This window comes from Phaeobacter sp. 11ANDIMAR09 (genome assembly GCF_001294455.1).
GTDB lineage: Bacteria > Pseudomonadota > Alphaproteobacteria > Rhodobacterales > Rhodobacteraceae > Pseudophaeobacter.
This window is the reverse complement of sequence record NZ_LIKT01000017.1, coordinates 72,989-95,450: the sequence shown is the minus strand read 5'-3', so window position 1 is coordinate 95,450 and position 22,462 is coordinate 72,989. Positions and strand designations below refer to the sequence as shown.

The following is a 22,462-nucleotide window of genomic DNA, read 5'->3' as shown; positions in this document are numbered from 1 at the left end:
TTCAGATCAAATCACGGATGTCGGTCAGCTTGCCGGTGAGGGCAGCTGCGGCGGCCATGGCTGGCGACACCAGATGGGTGCGACCCTTGTAGCCCTGACGCCCCTCAAAGTTGCGGTTCGAGGTGGCGGCGCAGCGCTCACCCTCGGACAGCTGGTCGGGGTTCATCGCCAGACACATGGAACAGCCCGCAAGGCGCCATTCAAAACCGGCCTCGCGGAAGATATCAGCCAGACCTTCTTCTTCGGCCTGCGCCCGCACCAGGCCAGAGCCGGGAACGATCATGGCGCGCATACCGTCTTTGATCTTCTTGCCTTTGACCACTTCGGCCACGGCACGGAAATCTTCGATACGGCCATTGGTGCAGGAGCCAATAAAGACGGTATCGATTTCAATATCGGTCAGTTTCTGACCCGGTGTCAGACCCATGTATTCGATCGAACGACGGGCAGCTTCAACCTTGCCACCGGTGAAATCTTCTGGGTTTGGAACCACGCCAGAGATCGGCAGCACATCCTCGGGCGAAGTGCCCCAAGTGACAACCGGCTGGATGTCTTCGCCCTTCAGGGTGACAACCTTGTCGAAATGCGCGCCCTCATCGGTGTAGAGCGTTTTCCACCAGTTCAAAGCGGCTTCCCACTGCGCACCTTTTGGGGCGTGGGGGCGGCCGTTGACGTAGGCGTAGGTAGTCTCATCTGGTGCGATCAGACCCGCGCGGGCGCCGCCCTCGATGGCCATGTTGCAGACGGTCATGCGGCCTTCCATGGACAGATCGCGGATTGCTTCACCGCAATACTCAATCACGTAACCGGTGCCGCCGCCGGTGCCGGTCTCGCCGATCACGGCCAGTGTGATGTCTTTGGCGGTCACACCGGGCTTCAGCTTGCCGGTGATTTCGACCTTCATGTTCAGAGATTTTTTCTGAATCAAGGTCTGGGTCGCCAGAACGTGCTCAACTTCGGAGGTGCCGATGCCATGGGCGAGGGCGCCAAAGGCACCATGGGTGGCGGTGTGGCTGTCGCCACAAACCACGGTCATACCGGGCAGGGTCCAGCCCTGCTCAGGGCCGACGATATGCACGATGCCCTGACGCACGTCAGAGACGGGGTAATAGTGCACGCCGAATTCCTTGGCGTTCTTGTCCAGCGCTTCGACCTGAATGCGGCTTTCGGCCGTCATCTGCGCGGGATCTTCGCGGCCCGCAGTGGTGGGTACGTTGTGATCCGGCACTGCGATGGTCTTGTCCGGCGCATGCACCTTGCGGCCGGCCAAGCGCAGACCTTCAAAGGCCTGCGGGCTGGTCACTTCGTGGACCAGGTGACGGTCGATATAAAGAAGGCAGGTGCCATCCTCTGCTTCATGCGCGACATGCGCATCCCAGATTTTGTCATAGAGCGTTTTGGGGGACATGTGTCCTCTCCCGTATTTTCGAATGTATATAGCTGGCTTTGGGCTTGGGCTGCGGCCTTATAGGCGCGCCAGGACCGTGCGGGCGGCACCATAGAATCGCTCGCGCAGGCGGGCGCGGTCTTGCAACTCAATAGTCTGGGCCAATACGAGGGTCATAGGCGTCAGATACAGGCGAGCGGGCAGGCGATCAAGGGTTCGCAGGGTTTGATCGCGGCAATCTGGGCGATCTTTGCCTTGAATCCTTGTAAATATACCGCTTGCCCTCTTTCGGCGGGGCTCCAGATCAGGCAAGGAGTGCCGATGATTCGAGTCCCGGTGTCGCTTTCGTTGAAATGTGGCGCGGGAATTGCTATTTTTAGCATATCCCCAGCGCCGGGGGAGGGTCGGCGCGCCTTATGGAGGACAGTGTTCTGTCGACCGAACCTCAAGCGGCTGACGCCGCCGCTAGCGACGCAGCCGAAACCGCTGCCAAGAGCCGCCCAACCAATGTGGAATTGCTGGAGCGGGTCCTGAGCTCTCTGGATGATGACAAGGCCGAAGATGTCGTGCAGATTGATCTGCGCGGTAAGACGGCTATTGCCGATTTTATGGTCATTGCGACGGGCCGTTCGAGCCGCCAGGTTGCAGGCATCGCCGAAAAGCTGACGGACCGCCTGAAGCAGGAATATGGTATTCTCAGCAAGGTCGAGGGCCGTGATACAGGCGATTGGGTCCTGATCGACACCGGCGATGTCATTGTGCATCTGTTTCGCCCGGAAGTGCGCGAGTTCTACCAGATCGAAAAGCTCTGGCAGCCCGGCATGACCCCCGGGTCGGAAGAGAGCTGAGCCTCCCTAGCGGCCTGGGAGATGGCGCCGCTTTGATGCCATCTCAGCCGCGCTGACCTGATCCGGCCTGGCCCCCTGGGCCAGACTGTGGGCCAGATCACACTGTTTAACGGGCACGGTAGAACTGGGGCTTAGCCAATGCGTATCCATATCTGCGCGGTTGGACGGCTGCGCGCGGGGCCTGAAAAGACCCTCATCGACGACTATCTCACCCGATTTGATCGTACTGGCCGTGCGCTGGGCCTGGGCCCGGCCCGTGTTGTCGAGGTCGAGGACAAGAAAAACGCTGGTATGGGGGCAGAGGCTGGCCTGCTGCGTAAAGCCCTGCCCAAAGGGGCGGTAATCTGCACATTGGATGAACGCGGCAAGCTGCTTAGCTCGCCTGATTTTGCGGACCGCCTGGGCCATTGGCGTGATTCGGGCCGTCAGGACCTGGCGCTGATCATTGGCGGGGCAGATGGCATTGATCCCAGCCTGCGGGCGGAGGCGGATTTTTCGATCTCTTTTGGCAAGATGGTCTGGCCACATATGATGGTGCGGGTGATGCTGGCTGAACAGATCTACCGTGCAGCCACCATCCTGTCGGGCAGCCCCTATCATCGTAGCTAGGTAGCAGACTGCGCAGCCGGTGGTATCCAGCTGCGCGTTTTTCTGTCTCTTGGCGGTTAGCCTTTGGCGGGTTCGATCATTTCCATGCGGGTGGCATGGCGGCCGCCTTCGAATTCAGCCGACAGGAAGGCATCGACGATATCCAACGCCAGCCCTTTGCCCACGACACGGGCGCCGATGGACAGCATGTTGGCGTCGTTATGCTGGCGGATCATCCGGGCCGAAAACGTGTCAGAGCACACACCGCAACGGATGCCTTTGACCTTATTGGCGGCCATCATGATGCCCTGTCCAGTGCCACAGACGATAATGCCCAGATCGCTCTCCCCTGAGGCCACGCGCTCGGCGGCTTCGCGACCATGCTTTGGATAATCGGTGCTTTCCGAGGTGGTCGGGCCGAGGTCAAGGACTTCCCAGCCTTGGCTGGCAATGTGATCGGCAATGGTCTGGCGGAGCTGGATGTCGGCGTGATCGCTGGAAAGAACGACGCGTTTTGTAGCGGTCATGGCAGGAGAGGTCCCATAGTAAGAAACAGGTGGCGGAGTGACTGACCTGTGTCACAAGATGGTCTTTGCTGCAAGGAAGACGGCGCAGCGGCGCTGTTTGGTGCCGAGCCTGTCGGCTCAATCCAGATCGAGGGTGAAAAGCTGTTCACCCCAGCCGTCGACGGAACAGCGGGCCTGGATCTGAACCTGGCTGTTGCCTGCGGGCAGGGTGACGCCGGACAGAGAACGGGTAAACGGTTGCTCCTGCACATGCGGATGTGCCAGCACCCGCAGCGCCAGTTCATTGCCCTGCATGTCCAGCACCCGCCAGCCATCGGCATAGTGGTCCCATCCGGTGTCCGGGTGCGACAGGGTTACGTCAAAGCGCCATGTCTCGCCGGTTTGATGGGCGGAGACAGATTCGATTATTGGCGGATCCGCCAGAACCGGAAGGGCGCTGAGGGTCAGGGCAATCGTCAACAGATGCATATTCATGGGGCCAGCCTAGGCGTTTTGCAGCGCGAGCAAAGTCACGAAGGCGTGTTTTTTGCTCTGCACATGGGGGCGCGACAAGTTCGCCCTTGCAAAATTTCGATAATTGGTAATATTAGTTTACCAAATACTGCACCGCCAAAGGAGAGCCCCATGGAGATGCCTGCCCCTGATCCCGCCATTCTGGCCCGCAAGGCCCATCTTGCTGCACGTCTGGCGGCGGTGTTGCCGCAGGATGCCGTGATCCAGGATGAAATGGAGACGCGCGCCTATGAATGCGATGCGCTGGCGGCCTATCGCTGCCCGCCCCTCCTGGCCGTCCTGCCGCGCACGACGCAGGAAGTCTCGGATATTTTGCGGATCTGTCATGAAGAGGGGGTTCCGGTGGTGCCGCGCGGTGCGGGGACCTCGCTGGCCGGAGGGGCGTTGCCCACAGCGGACAGTGTGATCCTGGGCGTGGCGCGGATGAATGAGGTGCTGGAAACGGATTACGACAACCGGGTGATCCGGGTGCAGTCGGGGCGCACCAATCTCAGCGTTTCCGGCGCGGTAGAGGAAGAAGAGTTTTTTTACGCACCGGACCCGTCGAGCCAGCTGGCCTGTGCCATTGCCGGCAATATCGCGATGAATTCGGGCGGGGCGCATTGTCTGAAGTACGGCGTTACCACCAACAATCTGATGGGCGTGACCATGGTGATGATGGATGGCACGGTGGTGGAGATTGGTGGCGCGCATCTGGACGCGGGCGGACTGGATCTATTGGGGGTGATCTGCGGCAGCGAGGGCCAGTTGGGCGTAGTGACCGAGGCCACCCTGCGGATCCTGCGCAAGCCCGAAGGCGCGCGCCCAGTGCTGATCGGCTATGACAGCAATGAGGTGGCCGGGGCCTGTGTTAGTGACATCATCAAGGCGGGCATTTTGCCGGTGGCGATCGAATTCATGGACCGCCCCTGCATTGAGGCCTGCGAAGCCTTTGCCAAGGCGGGCTATCCGATGTGCGAGGCATTGTTGATCATCGAGGTTGAGGGGAGCGAGGCGGAAATCACCCATCAGCTGGACCTGATCATCGAGATCGCGCGCAGCCATAACCCGGTTGAACTGCGCGAGGCCAGGGATGCGGATGAGGCTTCGCGCATTTGGTTGGGGCGCAAATCGGCCTTTGGTGCCATGGGGCAGATCAACGACTATATGTGTCTGGATGGTACAATCCCGGTTGGTGCCTTGCCCCAGGTGCTGCGACGGATCGGGGAATTGTCCGACGCGTTCGGCTTGGATGTGGCCAATGTGTTCCATGCTGGTGACGGCAATATGCACCCGTTGATTTTGTTTGATGCCAATAAACCGGGAGACTTGGAGCGCTGCGAGGCATTGGGGGCCGAGATCCTGAAGCTCTGCGTTGAGGTCGGCGGTTGTTTGACCGGCGAGCATGGCGTCGGGATCGAAAAGCGAGATCTGATGTTGCATCAATATGGGCCGGAGGACCTGGAAGCGCAGCTTCTGGTCAAGGATGTCTTTGATCCCAAATGGCTGCTTAACCCGGCCAAGGTCTTCCCACTGTCGGTGACCAAGGCCCGCCGTGGCCAGGCCCTGGCGGCCGAGTGACGACAGCTGAGTGACCTTCTCCAGTGATGGGGGCTTTGCCCCCAAACCCCCAGAATATTTTTGGAAAGATGATAATGCATAGCCCAAAGAATGAGGCCGAACTTGCCACACTCATTGCCGATGCCAAGGCGCCCTTTTGCATTGAAGGCGGAGGAACACGTGGGTGTGGAGGCAGGGGCGAGCGGCTGAGCCTGCGTGGATTGAGCGGTATTGAGCTGTATGAGCCGGGCTCTTTAACTCTGGTTGCCAGGGCGGGAACGCCGATGGCGGAGATCCGGGCGCTTCTGGCCAGCGAAGGGCAGCGCCTGGCTTTTGAACCGATGGATGCACGTGGGTTGTGTGGCACGGTTGGTGAGCCAACAATTGGCGGCGTTTTTGCAACCAACAGTTCGGGTCCCCGCCGGATCCAAGGCGGTGCGGCGCGCGACTACCTATTGGGGGTGCGCTTTGTCGATGGGATCGGGCAATCTGTCAAAAACGGTGGTCGGGTGATGAAGAATGTCACCGGCTATGATTTGGTGAAGCTGATGGCGGGCGCATATGGAACGCTGGGGGTGATGAGCGAGGTTTCTCTCAAGGTGCTGCCAACGCCGGAAGCCCTGGCCACCGTTTCCGTCGAGGTGCCGGATCTTACCCAGGCGGTGCGGGCGATGTCGGCGGCTCTTGGCTCGCCCTATGATGTCACGGGGGCCGCCTATGACCCGGTGATGAGCCAAGTGCATATTCGCCTGGAGGGCTTTGCGCCCTCGGTGAGTTACCGCAAGGAGCGGCTGGGCGCGGAGCTGGCCGGGTTTGGCGAAATTTCCAGTCAGGAGGATTCGGCAGTGCTTTGGCGGGGGATCCGCGATGTGGCGGGGTTTCATGAACGAGAAGGGGATGTGTGGCGGATATCGGTCAAGCCAAGCGATGCGCCTGCTCTGGCGCCGCTGCTGGAAGCGGAGGCGCTGCAGTTTGATTGGGGCGGTGGCTTAATCTGGGCGCTGACTGCGCCGGGGAGGGATCTGCGCGCCAGGTTGGCACATGCGGGAGTGGCAGGCCATGCCACTCTGGTCCGGGCAGCACCGGAAGTCATTGCGACGCTGGACCGGTTCCAGCCGCAGGCCGCGCCACTCGCGGCGATCTCCGAGGGGCTGCGGCGCAGGTTCGATCCTCGGGGACTGTTCAATCCGGGCCTGATGGGATGAGCTGGCAGGGAAAGCAGTGGCAGATGCGGCCGTGGCGGGCCTGTCAGGCCGCCATCCCTGAGCCGCATCTGTCCGGTCACTGTTGTGACCGTCTGACCAACCACACGCCCGGTTGCTATGAGATCTGTTCGGCCTGTTTCTGGGAGGATGGCCCGGGGCAGAGGCCGGACTTCGACGAGGGCGGATTCACGCCGCTTAGTCTAGAGGAGGCCCGCAGGAACTACCGTGAGATTGTTGCTTGTCGGTCAGATATGTTTCCCCATGTGCGCCCGCCGCGCCCAGAAGAATTACCGCCGGAGGTTTGACGTGCAGACAAGTTTCACCAAAGAACAGCTGAAAGATCCCGGGATTGCCCGCTCCAATGAGATCCTGCGCTCCTGCGTTCATTGCGGGTTCTGTACCGCCACCTGCCCGACCTATCAGGTTCTGGGGGATGAGCTGGACAGCCCGCGCGGGCGGGTCTACCTGATCAAGGATATGCTGGAAAACAACCGCAAGCCGGATGCCAAGACGGTCAAACATATTGACCGCTGTCTCAGCTGCCTGGCCTGTATGACCACCTGTCCGTCTGGGGTGCATTACATGCATCTTGTGGACCATGCCCGCGCCTATATCGAGCAGACCTACAAACGGCCCCTGACGGATCGCCTGCTGCGGGCGGTGCTGGCGCGGATCCTGCCCTATCCCGGGCGCTTTCGTCTGGCACTGCTGGGGGCCAAGATCGCGCGCCCCTTCAAGGCTTTGGTACCGGATGCACGACTGCGGGCGATGTTGGAGATGGCGCCAAAGCACATTCCCTCCGTGAGCCGCAATGATGATCCGCAGAGCTTTGCCCCGCTGGCGCCGCAGAAAAAGCGAGTGGCGTTGATGACAGGCTGTGCGCAAAAGGCGCTGAACACCGATATCAACGATGCTACCATTCGCCTGCTCACCCGCCTGGGCTGCGAGGTTGTGGTGGCCGAAGGCGCAGGCTGCTGTGGGGCTCTGACCCATCACATGGGCCGCGAAGACGAAAGTCATGCCACGGCGGCCAAGAATGTCCGCGCCTGGAGCGCCGAGATCGATGGCAAGGGCTTGGATGCCATTGTTATCAACACCTCGGGCTGCGGCACCACGGTCAAGGACTATGGTCATATGTTTCGCAACGATCCGCTGGCAGCGGATGCGGCGCGGATCTCTGAGCGCAGTCTGGATATCTCGGAATTGTTGATGCAGCTGGAGTTTCCCGAGGGAGCGGATAAGGGCCTGACGGTTGGCTATCACGCTGCCTGCTCGCTGCAGCACGGGCAACAGATTAAAACCCATCCCAAGACCCTGCTAAAGCGCGCGGGATTTCAGGTCGTGGAACCGGCAGACAGCCATCTGTGCTGTGGATCTGCTGGCACCTATAACTTGATGCAGCCGGAGATTTCTGCCGAGCTGAAGGCCCGAAAGGTGAAAACTCTGGAGGCCAAATCCCCGGACCTGATCGCTGCGGGCAATATTGGCTGCATTATGCAGATTGGCTCGGCAACGGGTGTGCCAGTTCTGCATACGGTGGAGCTGCTGGATTGGGCGACGGGCGGGCCAAAACCCGCAGCACTGACGGGCGAGATATCACGGCGAAGTGACGTGCCTATTCTGCGCTGAGGCGCAGGGATACCAGTTGGATATCAGGAGGGGGATGCGGATTTCCCTCTTTGGGGCTGTCTTTTGTACAGGGATGCCGTATTTTTGCCGAAGCTTGCTGGTAGACCGCCTGCAACAAGGTGAGGAGACGGATTTGCTAGGAATGCGGAGCATTGGACAGGGCCTGGTTGGGCTAGCTGCTTTGGTCGGGCTGTTTGCTGTGGCCGCTTCGGCAGCGGACAGTCGCTTGCAGCCTATGGAGACGTCGGATGCCGGGCGCGGCTGGGAGGCTGTCGGGCGACTTGATGTCAATGGCGAGGGCTTTTGTACCGGTTCCTTGATCGCACCGGATCTGGTGCTGACAGCGGCGCATTGCCTGTATGATGCCCGCAGTGGCGCCCGCATCAAGCCCCAGACCATCGAGTTTCTGGCCGGTTGGCGCAATGGCCGGGCCTCGGCCTATCGCACTGTGGCGCGGGCGGTGGTGCACCCGGACTACATCTTTGATGGCGAAGTCTCGACGGATCGGGTGCGCAAGGATATCGCGCTGCTGCAGTTGCAGCGCCCCATTCGCAATACCACTGTTATTCCGTTTCAGACGGATAATCGCCCGCGCAAAGGCACGGATGTGGGGGTTGTCTCCTATGCTCATGATCGTTCTGAGGCGCCCTCGATACAGGAGCTTTGCGCCGTCATGGCAAAACAGGAGGGGGTGCTGATCATGTCCTGCGATGTTGATTTTGGCTCCTCCGGCGCGCCGGTCTTTTCTTTTGAAGGGGGCAAGCCACGCATCGTTTCCGTGGTGTCGGCCAAGGCCGAGGTCGAGGGGCGGCGGGTTTCACTGGGCGCGGCCCTGACGGAAGAGCTACAGATCCTGCGGGCGCAGCTCACCAGTGCCCGTATCGGCAGTCGCATGCCCGAAGGCGTGGGGCGTGTTCAGGTTGGCGGTGCCCGCACAACGGGCGGTGCCAAATTCATTCGTCCCGGCGGCTAAGCGGCTCTTATCTCTCTGCAAAACCTGGGACTCGGGGGCAGGTCTTGTAATCCTTGGGAGCATACATATTTCATGTTGTGTCGGGGCCGCCGGATGTCGGGGCCTGGATGACAAGGGCCCGTCCCCAAAGGGAGGGCACATGAATATCGCTCATATACGAGGATGAAACATGCGTAGATTTGATTTTGCACCGCTGAACCGTGCAACCATTGGTTTTGACCAGATCGCTGATCTGATGGATCGCGCCATGAGCAATGACGTCGGTCAACCCAGCTACCCCCCTTATAATATTGAGAAAACAGCGGATGACAGCTATCGCATATCGATTGCCGTGGCGGGATTCAGCGATGAAGACCTGACCGTCGAGGTCAAGGAAAATGCCCTGGTGGTCTCTGCCCGCAAGGCGGATGAGGACGAGGCCCGAAGCTTTTTGCATCGCGGCATCGCCACGCGGGCCTTTGAGCGCCGGTTTACGCTTGCAGATCATGTCCGAGTGACGGGTGCAAGCCATGCCGATGGGATGCTACATATTGACCTGCACCGTGAAGTGCCCGAGGCGCTGAAACCGCGCCGGATCGAGATCAGTTCGACCGGACCAAAGCAGACTGCGATTGAGGCAGAAGCTCAGTCAATCAACTGATTTTTCAAAGCTAACCCTTCCATTCATTAGCTTTCTCCAGGGAGCTCGGATGGAACGACTATGGCCCCAGAATGTCGATGGACTCTGGGGCCATATTTGTGGGGCCTGGCATTGGCGATGGTTCGATAGAGCCTACCATTCGGTAAGTGAGATAACTTACCAAGTGGTAAGTTGCATAAGATCGCGGTAGGCTGACTCATTCTGATCCGAGGTTCGCCCATGTCGTCTGCCCAACAAACACAAAAAGCGCTATTGCGCGTTGCGCGAGACCATTTTGCCGCCCGTGGATACCAGGGCACCAGCTTGGCTCAGATCTCGGCGGAGCTGGGCATCACAAAGCAGGGACTTCTGCATCACTTTGGCTCCAAAGAAAGGCTTTACCGGGCGGTCCTAGGCCAATTGAACCAGGATCTGTTGCAGCTGCTGTTTGCTGCGATGGATGAGGCGGAAGATCCTGAGGATCAGCTGGAGCGTTTCTTTGTGGCCCTGGCCGATTTTTCTCAGGCTGAGCAGTCAGCTTCGGCACTGGTGATCGGAGCTTTGATTGATGGGCCGGGGCAGGCCATCATTGCACAGGACGCCCCTCCACCCTTGCAGGATTTTCTGGAACCACTGGTGGCCCTCGTTCAGGCCACAGCTCGGTGGCAGAAGGCCGGGTTTCCGGCGGCCTTGTCGATTGCCATGAAGTTGCTGGGGGCAACATGCCTGTTTCCAGCCGTGCGCAGTAGCCTGGCACTGCGATTTGGCCCCGCCCCCCTGGGACAAGCCGAGCAGCAGGCAGGGGCGCATCTGCGCGATCTGGTTCGGAGAATGGTTCTGGAATGAGGGAACCCCAGAAATGTGCAGTATTAATTCCGCACAAATGACGCCCTTGAGGAGAGTTCTTTCTGCGTGTATCAAAACCCAAACCGTTCAAAAGGCTTGAAATAAGTTTGGTTTTGTTCCTTCCTGAATTCGGTGTAGTAAAGATGTAAGCAAAAAGCGTATTTTGCTAAAAATTTGGCTTTTTGTGTTGTTTTTGAAAGGGTTGCAGAATGGAAGTTCAGGACATCGAAGTGATGCAGTCCAGTTTCGCCAAGATCTATGCCAGAAAAGCAGAGTTGGCCGAACGGTTCTATGCCCATCTCTTTGCGCTTTTACCAGAGGTAGAGCAGCTCTTTGACGGTGACTTTGCCAAACAGAAAGAAATGTTTGCATCGATGCTGACCTATTGTCTCAAAGGCGTCGCCAACAACCAGAGCCTGGCCCATACGGGCGCTAGCCTTGCCAAGACACATGCGCGCTATGGTTTGGGGGCTCAGGAAACGGAGATGGCGGGAAGGGCCGTGATGGCAGCATTGCAGGATGTGCTCGGCGACGAGCTTTCTCCGGAGCAGGTGGCTGTTTGGAAGCAGGCCATTCAGGGTGTCATGCAGCTGATCCAGGCCGAAGGGCATGCAGATCTGGAAACGCAGTCCTAACGGGGGACAGGTCAAAGTTTCTGCAGTGAGACCTGGGCCCCAATCTGAAATAGGGGCCCAGGGTCGTGGAACTGTTTTGCAGATTTGCCCTCGGCGTCAAACTGCCATGCAGATGTATTTCATTTCCAAATAGTCTTCGATTCCGTGATGGCTGCCTTCGCGGCCCAGGCCGGATTGCTTGACACCGCCAAAGGGGGCGACCTCGGTCGAGATGATGCCGGTGTTGATGCCGACAATGCCATATTCCAGGGCTTCGGCAACCTTGTAGACCCGGCTCAGATCCTTGGCATAGAAATAGGAAGCGAGACCAAAGATGGTGTCATTGGCCATCTCGATGACCTCATCCTCGCTTTCGAATTTAAACAAAGGCGCCAGGGGGCCAAAGGTCTCGTCAGTGGCAAAATTCATGTCGCGAGTGGCACCGGTCACGATCGTGGGCTCAAAGAAGGTTCCCCCCAGTTCTGACGGGGTGCCGCCCAGGATGACTTCAGCGCCCTTGGAGGTGGCGTCTGCGATGTGCTCTTGCACCTTGGTGACGGCCTTAGCATTGATTAGCGGGCCAAAGAGAATGCCCTCTTCCATTCCGTCTCCGACTTTCATTTTGGCCACGGCCTCTTTCAGCTTGGCGGCAAAGGCATCATAGACTCCGGCCTGCACATAGATCCGGTTGGCGCAGACGCAGGTCTGACCATTATTGCGGAACTTGCACATGATGGCGCCTTCGACGGCGGCATCGAGATCCGCGTCGTCAAAGACGATAAAGGGCGCATTGCCCCCCAGCTCCATCGAACATTTCATCACCGTATCGGCGGCCTGGCGCATCAGGATACGACCCACTTCGGTAGAGCCGGTAAAGGTCAGCTTGCGCACGGCGTTGTTTTCGCAGAATTCCTTGCCGGTTTCCGAGGCGTTGGAGGTGGGCACAACGCTGAAGACACCAGCGGGAATGCCTGCCCGGTCGGCCAGAACTGCCAAAGCCGTGGCCGACAGGGGTGTGAGTTCGGCGGGACGGGCCACAAAGGCGCAGCCCGCGGCCAGCGCAGGACCTGCCTTGCGGGTGATCATGGCATTGGGGAAGTTCCAGGGCGTGATGGAGGCCGCCACGCCGATCGGCTGTTTCAACACTGTGATACGTTTGTCGCGTTGATGGCCGGGGATGGTCTCGCCATAGATGCGTTTTGCTTCTTCGGCAAAGAACTCAATGAAGGAGGCGCCATAGGCGATCTCGCCCCGCGCTTCTGCCAGAGGCTTGCCCATTTCAGCGGTTAGGATGACAGCCAGGTCTTCCTGATTTTCCATCATCAGGTCGTACCATTTGCGCAGCACGTTTGCCCGCTCTTTGCCGGTCCATTTAGCCCATTCTTTTTGCGCAACATCGGCCTGGGCAATGGCGCCAGCTACCTGCGCGCGGCTGACATCTGCCACCTGGGCGATCACATCGCCACGGGCGGGATTGGTGACGTCAAAAGTGCCATCGCCATCCGTGAAGGCGCCGCCGATATAGGCGCGGGTTTCCAGCAAGGTCGGATCGCTCAGCAGAGATTTCAGCGCAGTGGTGGTTTGTAGCATAGGGGCCTCCCGGGGGTGTTTGTGCCGGCATGGAAAACGGTTCTGACTAGATATGTCCAGAAAGATCCATGAGTCCAGAATTTGATCATAAAGTAATTCACTTGTTAATTTTACTGTAGAGCGCAGAAGACCATTTGACAATGGCTGGAGGAGGTTGTCACTTGTTGACCAATGAGGGGAGCAATTGCATGGAACTGGACGACGCCTACGCCAATGGGGCCCATATTGCGGGCGCCGAGGAATTCCCGCCGCGCTGGGCGGCCTCGGCCGAGGATTTCCGCAATAGCCTGCATGAGCGGGCGCGGCTGGACATCGCCTATGCAGAGGGAGAGCGGCATCGTTTCGACCTCTTCCTGCCGGAAGCCGCCCCCAAGGGCGTGCTGATCTTTGTACATGGTGGCTATTGGATGGCCTTTGACAAAAGTTCCTGGTCGCATCTGGCGGTTGGTGCTCTGGCCCATGGATGGGCGGTTGCCATGCCTTCTTATGATCTATGCCCGGAGGTGCGAATTGCTGATATCACCCAGCAGGTGGCCAAGGCGGTGATCCGTATCGCACAGGAGGTGCCAGACGTGCCGATCTCTCTGACCGGCCATTCGGCAGGGGGGCATCTGGTGGCCCGGATGCTGGATCCCGAGATGATTCCGGCTGAGGTTGGAGAGCGTATGAAGGTGGTGGTGCCGATCTCTCCGCTGGCGGATCTGTTGCCGCTGTTGCGAACCTCGATGAACGACAAGTTCCAGATGGACTGTGACGCGGCCAAGGCAGAAAGCCCGGTGGAGATGCAGCAACGCTTCCACAGCGAGGTAACTGTCTGGGTCGGCGCAGAGGAACGCCCGGCCTTCCTGGATCAGGCCCAGTGGTTGGCCGATGCCTGGCAGGCGGATCATGTGATTGCCTTTGGCAAACATCATTTCAACGTCATTGATCCCTTGGCGGATCCGGAAAGCGATCTGGTGCGGCTGCTGGTCAGTTAGGGCCGCAGGGGTCTGTCGGCCGCTGACAGGGGCTGACACATCCTATTGAATGAGAGGGGCGAAGAAATCGCTTGCCTCAATCGGGATTCGCCGCCATGGTCCGGCACAGGGCCAGGCGATGGCGTCGCCGCATGGGAGACATGCTGCCCTTCTAAATCTCAAAATCCGTCCTGAACGCCGGGACCTTTCTTGTAAGAAGGAAGGGTCTAATATGACTTCACGTCCTGAAATGTATCGTTTTCACAACGGTGAAAAAGCGCCGCTGCAGTTTGCAGTCTCGGAATATGAGGCTCGCATTGCGGGTCTGCGTAAAATCATGATCGACAACGGGGTGAGCGCCGCTGTCTTCACCTCGATGCATAATATCTCCTACTACTCGGGCTTTACCTATTGTGCCTTTGGGCGCCCTTACGGCCTGGTGGTCACCGCCGACGAGGCCGTGACGATCTCTGCCGGGATCGATGCGGGCCAGCCCTGGCGCCGTTCTTTCTGTGACAACATCACCTATACCGACTGGCAGCGCGACAATTTTTGGCGGGCGATCAAATCGGTCTCTGGTGCAGGCGTGGTGATTGGCTATGAAAGCGATCATCTGACCCTGATGCAGAAAGCCAAGCTGGAAGGTTTCCTGAACCCGTCAAAGCTGGTCGATCTATATGACGCCACCATGGTTCAGCGTATGGGCAAATCGGAAGCCGAGCTGGAGATGATCCGCGCTGGGGCTGCGGTTGCGGATGTGGGTGGTTTTGCCATCCGTGATGCGGTTAAGGAAGGTGCCCGCGAAATCGACGTGGCCATGGCGGGCCGTGATGCCATGGAGCTGGAAATCGCCAAGCGTTTCCCGGATGCGGAATACCGTGACAGCTGGGTCTGGTTCCAGTCCGGCATCAACACCGATGGCGCTCATAACCCGGTGACATCGCGCACCCTGCAGCGTGGCGACATCCTGTCACTGAACACCTTCCCAATGATTTCAGGCTATTACACTGCGTTGGAACGCACCATGTTTGTGAAGGAGGTGGATGCCGAGAGCCTGCGCATCTGGGAGGCCAATGTCGCCGCCCACGAGCTGGGGATTTCGCTGTTGAAACCCGGGGCCAGCTGCGCCGAGATCACCCATCAGATCAATGCCTTTTTTGAAGAGCAGGATCTGCTGCAGTATCGCACCTTTGGCTATGGTCACTCGTTCGGCGTCCTGTCGCATTACTACGGCCGCGAGGCTGGTTTGGAACTGCGTGAAGACATCGACACAGTGCTTGAACCCGGTATGGTGATTTCGATGGAGCCGATGCTGACCATCGCTGACGGCCAGCCCGGCGCTGGTGGCTACCGTGAGCATGACATCCTGATCATCCACGAGGATGGCAACGAGAACATCACCAAATACCCCTATGGGCCGGAGTTCAACGTCGTGGGCTAAAGTCCTGACGCTGGGCTAGGAAAGGTGGGGGTAGCGCTCCCGCCCGGCCTTGATCCCTGACGGGATCGCGCCCCGTTGGGCCTCGCACCGCGCCGTTGGCGCGGTGCTGCATTCTGATACGGCCAGACCTGTGGCGCGGCCAGACCTGCGGCTTCAGTCCAGGCAAGGGGTGCCAGATGATCCCGCGCGCAGCTCATATTTGTCATGGCCCTATCCTGAGTCGCGCGGCTTTCCCTTGCTTTCAAGATGAAATCTCTTATGAGTGGGCCGCCTCGCCTAGGTGTTGATTTGTTCTTTGCGCGTCAGTTGCGGATTTGGTTTTGACAGCGGGTGGGGCTATGTTCCCAACAGATGATTTCTGTCTCATATAAGTGACCACGCTGCGCCATGGATGAACCTCACGATAAACGCCTGACCGAGTTTGCGCTGATCCAGCTCTTGCCCAATATCATGACGGTCGGCGCAATCTGCGCCGGGCTTTCGGCCATTCGCTTTGGGGTGCAGGGCAACTATGTGCTGGCCGTGCAACTGATCCTAGCTGCTGCCATTCTGGACGGGCTGGACGGACGGCTGGCGCGGGCGCTGGGCAGCGACAGCAAGATGGGGGCCGAGTTGGATTCCCTGGCAGATTTCCTCAACTTTGGCGTGGCGGCGCCGCTGGTGATCTATTTCTGGGCGCTTCAAGATATGAGCAATGCCGGCTGGATCTCAGTGCTGGTGTTCTCGGTCTGTTGTGTCGTACGGCTGGCCAGGTTCAATGTTGCCACCAAATCCGATGAGGCGAGTGAGGTGCCCGGTGGTTACTTCGTTGGCATTCCCTCGCCCGCAGGCGCGCTTTTGGCGATGCTGCCCATGTTCATTTCCTTTGCCTTTGGTGCCGGGACCGGCTTTCCCAAGCTGTTGATCTGTCTGCATATGATCGTCATCGGCTTGCTGATGATCAGCCGCATCCCCACCTGGTCCCCCAAGATGGTGCGCATTTCGCGTGAGAACGTGAAGTATTTTCTGGTGGCCTGCGCCTTTGCCGGGGCAGCGGTTCTGACCTATGCTTGGTCGACCCTTGTTCTGCTCTGCCTGAGCTATGTCTGTTTGGTGGTCTGGGGGTTGATTACCCGTCCCTCGGCCCCCTCCGAGTGAGGTGAGAGCCGCAGGGTTTTGCAACGCGCCCGCTGACTGCTGGGGAGTCGGCCAAACAGGAGCCTGATATGGTTGCCTTTATTCGCCTGTCTTTGCTGCTGCTGGTGGGGCTGACCGTGATCTATGGAGGGGTTTCGCTTTACTCCCGTGAGCGGCGCCGCGCCAAGTTGAAACAGCGGTGGGCAGAGAGGGGGTTGACCGGAGACCGGCGGACCTTCATCCAGCGGGGGCTGAAACAATACGACCACTCCCTGCGGCGCCGGTTGATCCTATTGGTCTATATCTTGCCGCTGAGCGCAATTGCGCTGGTCATCTATATGGTAAACTTTAGCTGAGGGGCATCTGTCATGGCCTATATCAAATGGGGATTTTTGATCACGGTCTGGTCTGTCTTTGCAGCCTTCCTGCATTATACCCTGCCACAATACGATGTGGTGCGGATCGTCAGCACCTATGAGGAACGCCAGGAGCTGGACAATTGGAAGCGGATCTTCTGGTCCACTCCGGACAGTCAGTCACAGGCAGCCGTGACCCGGGATGTTCAGTTTATTCAGTCCTTCCAGGCCAATGGCGATGCAATCGTTTACCGCAACGAGGACACGGGCTGGCATTGGCCGCCCTATTTTAAATTCGACACGGCCAATCTTTATACTGAAGCAAATGATGCGATCTCGACCAAGGATGATCCGGAATGGGTTGTAGTCCTGCACTACGGCTGGCGCAGCGTCTTTTTGTCTACCTTCCCCAATGCGATCTCGATCACGCCGGCGGCAGGCCCCGATGACAAGCCGGTCAATTGGTTCAATATCATCTTCCTGACGCTGCTAGCAGCGCTGTTCTGGGCCATTTACGTGCGCTGGCGCCGGTTCCGGCGCAACCGGATTGATCCGGTACTTGAGGAGGTGGAAGACGGGTTCTATGCGGCGGGCGACGCGCTTTCTGAGCGTCGCGGACGACTGCGCCGCTGGCTTTCTGGCCTGAAAGGCTGAAGCATCAGCCGGCCCGCTTTTAGGCGGGCCGACCAAGGCAAGGTCTAGGGAAGCAGACAAAGCGCTTAATCGGCAAAGAGATAAGGCGTTTCAGCCAGTTCTTTGGCTGTCTCGAAGGGCAGGCCAAAGAACTTGGCCAGCTGGTCGGCGTTTTCTTCGGCACTGTCGGTTTCGCGAATGATCGAATAGTTGGAATAGCCAGAATCGCGAATACGGTCGGACTCGTAGACAATATCGTTGCGGATAGTCGGCAGCAGCCGTTCCAGCGTTTGTTGCGGCGTGCGCTCGCCAGCCAGGCCGACGCGGTGGGCATGGCCGATCAGGTAATCATCGGTAAAATCGCATTCAATTTGCAGGGTTCGCGTGGTTGAGCGATCTGAGTTGAAGTCGTTCATAAGTTCCAGAGCAGCAGGATCCATGCAGATGACCAGGCGGTCAGTATCAAAATACTCAAACAGCATCCGCATTAGGGCACGCCGGTGCCGGGTACGTTTGTTCAAAGAGGCCTGGATGCCGCCAAGATCGGGCAATGGTGTGCCCTCTTCGTGGAACAGATACTCAATGGCTGGAATATTGGTGCTTTTGCGCAGCTGTTCGATCAGCCGCTTGGCCACATGCCATTTTTTGCAGACTACGATCATCAGCTCGCGCTCGCGCCCCAGCGAGCTTTCCTTCTCCCAGAACCGGGTGGCAAAGCGGCGGCCAATACGCCCCCGTTTGACCAGGAATTTATACAGGCTGCGGCCCTCATTGGAGATTTGAAAGCTCACGCCCTGGGCGGCATAGAGACGGCCCAGCCGCAGTTTCAGCTCTTTGGCGTCGGGGCTGATCTTGCGGGCAAAGAGAAAGTCCTGGCTGAGCAGCAGATCATAGTGATCATTGTAGAAATTGACCGGCATGCCGTAGTCGGTGAACATCAAAAAAGTCAGGGTGCGGCTGTCGATTTCGGAGCCCGGAACCAGGTGGCGTACCAGGGTTTGAAAAAAGGTCTCATCCGGAATCCAGGTGGTCTGGAAAAAGCGGATGATGTCTTTGCGCCGGCTCAGAAGGTCAAAAATCGATTCCACAGTGCGGCGGCGCAGGCACCACCACTGACTACCGATCTGTACCTGGATATCGCTGGGAATCTCCCGCTTTAGCCCCAGTTTCTTTTGCAGATTCACGCTGCCATAAAACAGCGCCTTGTTCGTGCGCTCATTAAAGAAGTGCCGATAGGTCAGCCGCTCTTCCTTCATGCCGGTCTTGATCCAGTCGCTCTCAAAAAAATCAAAGCTCTCGACAAAGTCGCAATCGTGACGATCCAGGAAGTCATGGGCGTATTCAGCGGTTTTGATCGCCATACAATCGCCAGACAGCATGTAGAAATGGGTGGCGCGGGGAAACTCTTCGATGGCACTGCTCAGCGCATGCAGAGTGGCCTGAACCAGGGACCATTCGCCCCAGCCACATTTGATGCGCTTCTTGGCAAAACAGACGTTTGGATTGTCTGCCAGGGCCTTTTGAATAGTGGCGTAATCCTCTGGACTGGCACTGCGGTCAAAATGGATGGACATGTAATCGCCGACGGCTGTCAGCTGTTCAGCCTGCTGGATGATCGCTTCAGGATCCTTGTGGCAGAGCAGAATATACGCAATTTTTGCCATTTTGGAGACGATACACCCTGTTTCTAGCTGATTGTCCCCTTGATAAAGGCGCGAGCGCATTGAATAAACCAGATTATTTGAATTTTATGCTTAGATGTGGATTGTACCGCCAAAGCGGCACGACTGGAGGAAGGCTGACATGGGATTTCCGGGCACCTGGATGACCGAGAGCGAAAGCGTGATTTATCGCGTAGTGCCAAAATGCGCCTGCTCGACCATTGGTCAGATCCTGCACTATTCGGATCATGGTGAATTCTTTGACGGCGATATCCATGACGCGCAAAAGGGGCTGCACAAATGGGCGCTGGAGCACAGCCAGGGTCCGATTACCCGCAATGTCCGCGGCCAGCGCACCTATGCCTTCACCTGTGTGCGCAACCCCTATACGCGAGTGCTCAGCTCGTTCTTTGACAAGATCTGCGGCATTCAGCGAAACGGCAAACGGTATCGCGGCAATCTGGTGCCCAAACTGATCTATGAATATGGCATTGAGGTCGGCGGGGAGGATGGCAAGCAGGAGTTTGACCAGATCCAGAGCTTCCGTCGGTTCCTGCTCTTTGTGCGCGACAGCATTCGCTTCCGTCGCCCGATGGATCCCGATATCCACTGGTCTGCCATGTCAGGCCATGTCTCGACCTTTATCTGGAATGGCGGCCGCTACAACAAGATCTTCTGGACCGAGGATTTCAACGGCGGCATGCAGGAGGTTCTGGACGCCATCGAGACGCCTCATACAGTCGACCTGGGCGCGATCCCGCGCTTCAATGAGAGCGAAGGCCATGGCCCCAAACGCGCGCATCCGGTTGAGGACTATTTCGACGATCTGTCTATGCATCTGATCTACGAGATCTACAAACGTGATTTTGAGCTGTTCAAATACGATTTTGAAGATCCCTCCAACAAGATGCCAATTGGAGAGATCGACCTCGACGAGGTGCACGCTAAGCTCGGCGAATAACCTTGTTGGGGCCAGAGCAGGGGGAGCTCCCGCCCGTCTCGGAACAATCTATAGATTGTTCCTCCCCCGTTGGGGATGGCGCCGCGCTGACGCGCGGCGCGGGTGTGGTAAAAACAGACCTCAGTTTTACGGCTCGCGCCTGCTCCCGGGTCAAGGGCGGCAAAGCCGCCGCGCCTTGGCGCGGGCGACCCTTGAGGCGGGATTGTTATTCAGAATCGAAAAGGCGCGTTTAGGGGCAGACCTGCCCCTAAACCGCTTCTCAGCAGATTGTTCCGACACTCCAGCTGTGGCCCTGGTGTTTCGATGGCAAGGCTCGATCAGCGACGAAGCCCGCGCCGGGCTTTGCCCGGCGCCATGCCCAAGGCCTCTGGTTGGCTTTTGCCGAAAGGCAGAAGGCGGGCTGAGGGGGCGGGAGCGCTTTGAAGTGATGCTGCTGGGCCTGCGGCCAAAAAAGCCCTCTGCATATGGAATGCAGAGGGCTGCTTGAGCGGCTAAGTCAAAATGGATCAGCCGTCGTAGTCTTCTGGCAGTTCGCGCACCGCGCCTTTCGCGGCGGAGGTGGCCAGCATCCCATAGGCTTTCAGCGCCTTGGAGACTTTGCGTTTGCGCGGTTTGGCAGGCTTCCAACCTGCAGCATCCTGCGCAGTGCGACGTGTCGCCAGAACCTCATCCGAGACCGCCAGATGGATGCTGCGGTTGGGGATGTCGATCTCGATCTTGTCCCCCATCTCCACCAGGCCGATGGTGCCGCCCTCGGCAGCCTCTGGCGAGGCATGGCCAATCGACAGGCCCGAGGTGCCGCCGGAGAAACGCCCATCGGTCAACAGGGCACAGTCTTTGCCCAGGCCTTTGGACTTCAGATAGGAGGTCGGGTAGAGCATCTCCTGCATGCCGGGTCCGCCGCGCGGGCCCTCATAACGGATCACCACCACATCGCCGGCCTTGACCTTGCCGGTCAGAATATCACTCACCGCCTGATCCTGGCTTTCGCAGACATAGGCAGAACCGGTGAATTTCAGGATCGAAGCATCCACGCCGGCGGTTTTTACGATACAGCCATCCAGCGCGATATTGCCAAACAGCACCGCCAGACCACCGTCCTGGCTAAAGGCGTGTTCTTTGGAGCGGATCACGCCGTCTTCGCGGTCAACATCCACCTCTTTAAACCGGTTCTCGGTGGAGAAGGCCTGGGTGGTGCGCACGCCGCCCGGAGCCGCTTTGAACAGCTGCTCGGCCTCTGGGTTATTGGCGACCTTAATGTCCCACTTGGCAATGGCTTCCCCCATCGAGGCCGAATGCACGGTGGAACAGCCATCATGCAGCAGCCCGGCACGAGACAGCTCGCCCAGGATCGAAAAGATACCACCAGCCCGGTGCACGTCTTCCATGTGGACGTTTTCGATATTGGGGGCGACCTTACACAGGCAAGGCACCTGGCGGCTCAGCCGGTCGATGTCATCCATGGTAAAGCTGACCTCGCCCTCATGGGCAATCGCAAGCAGGTGCAGCACCGTGTTGGTCGAGCCGCCCATGGCAATATCCAGACTCATGGCGTTTTCAAAGGCCTCGAAGCTGGCGATTTCACGCGGCAACAGACCCTTTTCCTCACCCTCATAGTGGCGCTTGGTGATCTCGACGATCTTACGCCCGGCCTCCAGAAACAGATGTTTGCGGTCTGCATGGGTTGCCAGGGTGGAGCCATTGCCGGGCAGGGCGAGGCCCAGGGCCTCAGCCAGGCAGTTCATCGAGTTGGCGGTGAACATGCCGGAACACGACCCGCAGGTGGGGCAGGCATTTTCTTCAATATGCTGGACCTGCTCATCGGTCATGGTCTCGCTGGCGGCGGCAACCATGGCATCGACCAGATCGACTTTTTTGATGTCGAGCCCTTCGAGATCGACCTTGCCGGCCTCCATCGGGCCGCCGGAAACAAAGATCACCGGAATGTTCAGGCGCATGGCGGCCATCATCATCCCCGGCGTGATCTTGTCACAGTTGGAGATGCAGACCATGGCATCGGCGCAATGGGCATTGACCATATATTCCACCGAGTCGGCGATGACTTCACGCGATGGCAGCGAATAGAGCATGCCGTCATGGCCCATGGCGATACCGTCATCCACCGCAATGGTGTTGAACTCTTTGGCAACCCCACCGGCGGCCTCTACCTCGCGGGCGACCATCTGGCCCAGGTCCTTGAGGTGCACGTGGCCGGGCACAAACTGGGTGAACGAGTTGACGATGGCGATGATCGGCTTGCCGAAATCATCGTCCTGCATGCCGGTGGCACGCCACAAACCGCGGGCGCCCGCCATATTGCGGCCATGGGTGGAAGTTCTGGATCGGTACATTGGCATCTTGGCTCATTCCCTTGTCTTTGCCCTCAGACACATCATTTGCGCAATAAACGCAATATCCGGAGGCGGGTTTTGGTTCTTTTCCTCTCAAGAGCGCGATCTT

Annotated in this window: 23 protein-coding genes; 16 read left to right on the top strand and 7 right to left on the bottom strand. The window is 58.6% G+C overall.

Going from position 1 to position 22,462, the window contains the following annotated elements:
* Position 1 precedes the first annotated feature (1 nt).
* Both leuC and AN476_RS23090 read right to left on the bottom strand, forming a co-directional pair.
* A complete protein-coding gene (leuC, locus tag AN476_RS14665) occupies positions 2 to 1,408 on the bottom strand; it encodes a 3-isopropylmalate dehydratase large subunit (RefSeq protein ID WP_054462339.1) in 1,407 nt (468 codons plus the stop codon).
* A 161-nt stretch (positions 1,409 to 1,569) separates the two neighbouring features.
* Positions 1,570 to 1,770: a hypothetical protein gene (locus AN476_RS23090; RefSeq protein ID WP_054462338.1), complete on the bottom strand. Its 201-nt coding sequence runs from the start codon at positions 1,768 to 1,770 to the stop codon at positions 1,570 to 1,572.
* A 33-nt stretch (positions 1,771 to 1,803) separates the two neighbouring features.
* Here AN476_RS23090 and rsfS point away from each other — a divergent pair, with 33 nt between their 5' ends.
* Together rsfS and rlmH are read left to right on the top strand one after the other, a co-directional pair.
* Positions 1,804 to 2,235, top strand: a complete 432-nt coding sequence (rsfS, locus tag AN476_RS14655) for a ribosome silencing factor (RefSeq protein WP_172684834.1) — start codon at positions 1,804 to 1,806, stop codon at positions 2,233 to 2,235.
* 138 nt (positions 2,236 to 2,373) lie between these two features.
* On the top strand, positions 2,374 to 2,844 hold the full coding sequence (gene rlmH / locus AN476_RS14650) for a 23S rRNA (pseudouridine(1915)-N(3))-methyltransferase RlmH (protein ID WP_054462337.1): 471 nt from the start codon (positions 2,374 to 2,376) through the stop codon (positions 2,842 to 2,844).
* Between the two features lie 56 nt (positions 2,845 to 2,900).
* Here the strand turns inward: rlmH and rpiB are convergent, their stop codons facing one another.
* Together rpiB and AN476_RS14640 are read right to left on the bottom strand one after the other, a co-directional pair.
* Positions 2,901 to 3,350 (bottom strand): ribose 5-phosphate isomerase B, encoded by a 450-nt coding sequence (gene rpiB / locus AN476_RS14645; RefSeq protein ID WP_054462336.1) that lies wholly within the window; start codon positions 3,348 to 3,350, stop codon positions 2,901 to 2,903.
* Positions 3,351 to 3,467: 117 nt separating this feature from the next.
* The gene (locus AN476_RS14640) at positions 3,468 to 3,824 is read right to left on the bottom strand and encodes a hypothetical protein (RefSeq protein WP_054462335.1); all 357 of its coding nucleotides are present in this window, start codon (positions 3,822 to 3,824) and stop codon (positions 3,468 to 3,470) included.
* A 150-nt stretch (positions 3,825 to 3,974) separates the two neighbouring features.
* Here AN476_RS14640 and AN476_RS14635 point away from each other — a divergent pair, with 150 nt between their 5' ends.
* The 8 genes from AN476_RS14635 (at position 3,975) to AN476_RS14605 (ending at position 11,309) form a co-directional block, all read left to right on the top strand.
* Positions 3,975 to 5,423 carry an FAD-linked oxidase C-terminal domain-containing protein gene (locus AN476_RS14635; RefSeq protein ID WP_054462334.1) on the top strand — a complete coding sequence of 483 codons (1,449 nt, stop codon included), beginning with the start codon at positions 3,975 to 3,977 and terminating at the stop codon, positions 5,421 to 5,423.
* 74 nt (positions 5,424 to 5,497) lie between these two features.
* Positions 5,498 to 6,607 (top strand): FAD-binding protein, encoded by a 1,110-nt coding sequence (locus AN476_RS14630; protein WP_054462333.1) that lies wholly within the window; start codon positions 5,498 to 5,500, stop codon positions 6,605 to 6,607.
* The gene (locus tag AN476_RS23575) at positions 6,604 to 6,912 is read left to right on the top strand and encodes a CPCC family cysteine-rich protein (protein ID WP_083464347.1); all 309 of its coding nucleotides are present in this window, start codon (positions 6,604 to 6,606) and stop codon (positions 6,910 to 6,912) included. The genes AN476_RS14630 and AN476_RS23575 overlap by 4 nt, the downstream gene beginning before the upstream one ends.
* Position 6,913: 1 nt before the next feature.
* On the top strand, positions 6,914 to 8,236 hold the full coding sequence (gene glcF, locus AN476_RS14625; RefSeq protein ID WP_054462358.1) for a glycolate oxidase subunit GlcF: 1,323 nt from the start codon (positions 6,914 to 6,916) through the stop codon (positions 8,234 to 8,236).
* A gap of 142 nt (positions 8,237 to 8,378) precedes the next feature.
* Positions 8,379 to 9,209, top strand: a complete 831-nt coding sequence (locus tag AN476_RS14620) for a trypsin-like serine protease (protein ID WP_157063767.1) — start codon at positions 8,379 to 8,381, stop codon at positions 9,207 to 9,209.
* Between the two features lie 169 nt (positions 9,210 to 9,378).
* Positions 9,379 to 9,849, top strand: coding sequence for an Hsp20 family protein (locus AN476_RS14615; RefSeq protein ID WP_054462332.1), 471 nt, complete (start codon positions 9,379 to 9,381; stop codon positions 9,847 to 9,849).
* Between the two features lie 219 nt (positions 9,850 to 10,068).
* Positions 10,069 to 10,674, top strand: a complete 606-nt coding sequence (locus tag AN476_RS14610; RefSeq protein WP_054462331.1) for a TetR/AcrR family transcriptional regulator — start codon at positions 10,069 to 10,071, stop codon at positions 10,672 to 10,674.
* 209 nt (positions 10,675 to 10,883) lie between these two features.
* Positions 10,884 to 11,309, top strand: a complete 426-nt coding sequence (locus tag AN476_RS14605; protein WP_083464346.1) for a globin domain-containing protein — start codon at positions 10,884 to 10,886, stop codon at positions 11,307 to 11,309.
* 96 nt (positions 11,310 to 11,405) lie between these two features.
* Here the strand turns inward: AN476_RS14605 and AN476_RS14600 are convergent, their stop codons facing one another.
* Positions 11,406 to 12,878: an NAD-dependent succinate-semialdehyde dehydrogenase gene (locus AN476_RS14600; RefSeq protein WP_054462330.1), complete on the bottom strand. Its 1,473-nt coding sequence runs from the start codon at positions 12,876 to 12,878 to the stop codon at positions 11,406 to 11,408.
* A gap of 188 nt (positions 12,879 to 13,066) precedes the next feature.
* Between AN476_RS14600 and AN476_RS14595 the strand changes: the two genes are divergently transcribed.
* The 5 genes from AN476_RS14595 (at position 13,067) to AN476_RS14575 (ending at position 17,401) form a co-directional block, all read left to right on the top strand.
* A complete protein-coding gene (locus tag AN476_RS14595; protein ID WP_054462329.1) occupies positions 13,067 to 13,855 on the top strand; it encodes an alpha/beta hydrolase in 789 nt (262 codons plus the stop codon).
* Between the two features lie 211 nt (positions 13,856 to 14,066).
* On the top strand, positions 14,067 to 15,275 hold the full coding sequence (locus tag AN476_RS14590) for an aminopeptidase P family protein (RefSeq protein ID WP_054462328.1): 1,209 nt from the start codon (positions 14,067 to 14,069) through the stop codon (positions 15,273 to 15,275).
* A 387-nt stretch (positions 15,276 to 15,662) separates the two neighbouring features.
* Positions 15,663 to 16,412, top strand: coding sequence for a CDP-diacylglycerol--serine O-phosphatidyltransferase (pssA, locus tag AN476_RS14585; RefSeq protein WP_054462327.1), 750 nt, complete (start codon positions 15,663 to 15,665; stop codon positions 16,410 to 16,412).
* A gap of 68 nt (positions 16,413 to 16,480) precedes the next feature.
* Positions 16,481 to 16,747 carry a hypothetical protein gene (locus AN476_RS14580; RefSeq protein WP_054462326.1) on the top strand — a complete coding sequence of 89 codons (267 nt, stop codon included), beginning with the start codon at positions 16,481 to 16,483 and terminating at the stop codon, positions 16,745 to 16,747.
* Positions 16,748 to 16,759: 12 nt separating this feature from the next.
* Positions 16,760 to 17,401 (top strand): DUF1523 family protein, encoded by a 642-nt coding sequence (locus AN476_RS14575; RefSeq protein WP_054462325.1) that lies wholly within the window; start codon positions 16,760 to 16,762, stop codon positions 17,399 to 17,401.
* 65 nt (positions 17,402 to 17,466) lie between these two features.
* On the opposite strand, the gene AN476_RS14570 is transcribed toward AN476_RS14575, so the two are convergent.
* Complete coding sequence (locus AN476_RS14570; RefSeq protein WP_054462356.1) at positions 17,467 to 19,044, bottom strand: DUF5928 domain-containing protein; 1,578 nt, start codon at positions 19,042 to 19,044, stop codon at positions 17,467 to 17,469.
* 139 nt (positions 19,045 to 19,183) lie between these two features.
* Between AN476_RS14570 and AN476_RS14565 the strand changes: the two genes are divergently transcribed.
* Entirely contained in the window at positions 19,184 to 20,002 is an 819-nt protein-coding gene (locus AN476_RS14565) for a sulfotransferase family protein (RefSeq protein ID WP_054462324.1), read from the top strand.
* Positions 20,003 to 20,508: 506 nt separating this feature from the next.
* Here the strand turns inward: AN476_RS14565 and ilvD are convergent.
* Positions 20,509 to 22,359, bottom strand: a complete 1,851-nt coding sequence (gene ilvD, locus AN476_RS14560; RefSeq protein WP_054462323.1) for a dihydroxy-acid dehydratase — start codon at positions 22,357 to 22,359, stop codon at positions 20,509 to 20,511.
* Between the last annotated feature and the right edge of the window lie 103 nt (positions 22,360 to 22,462).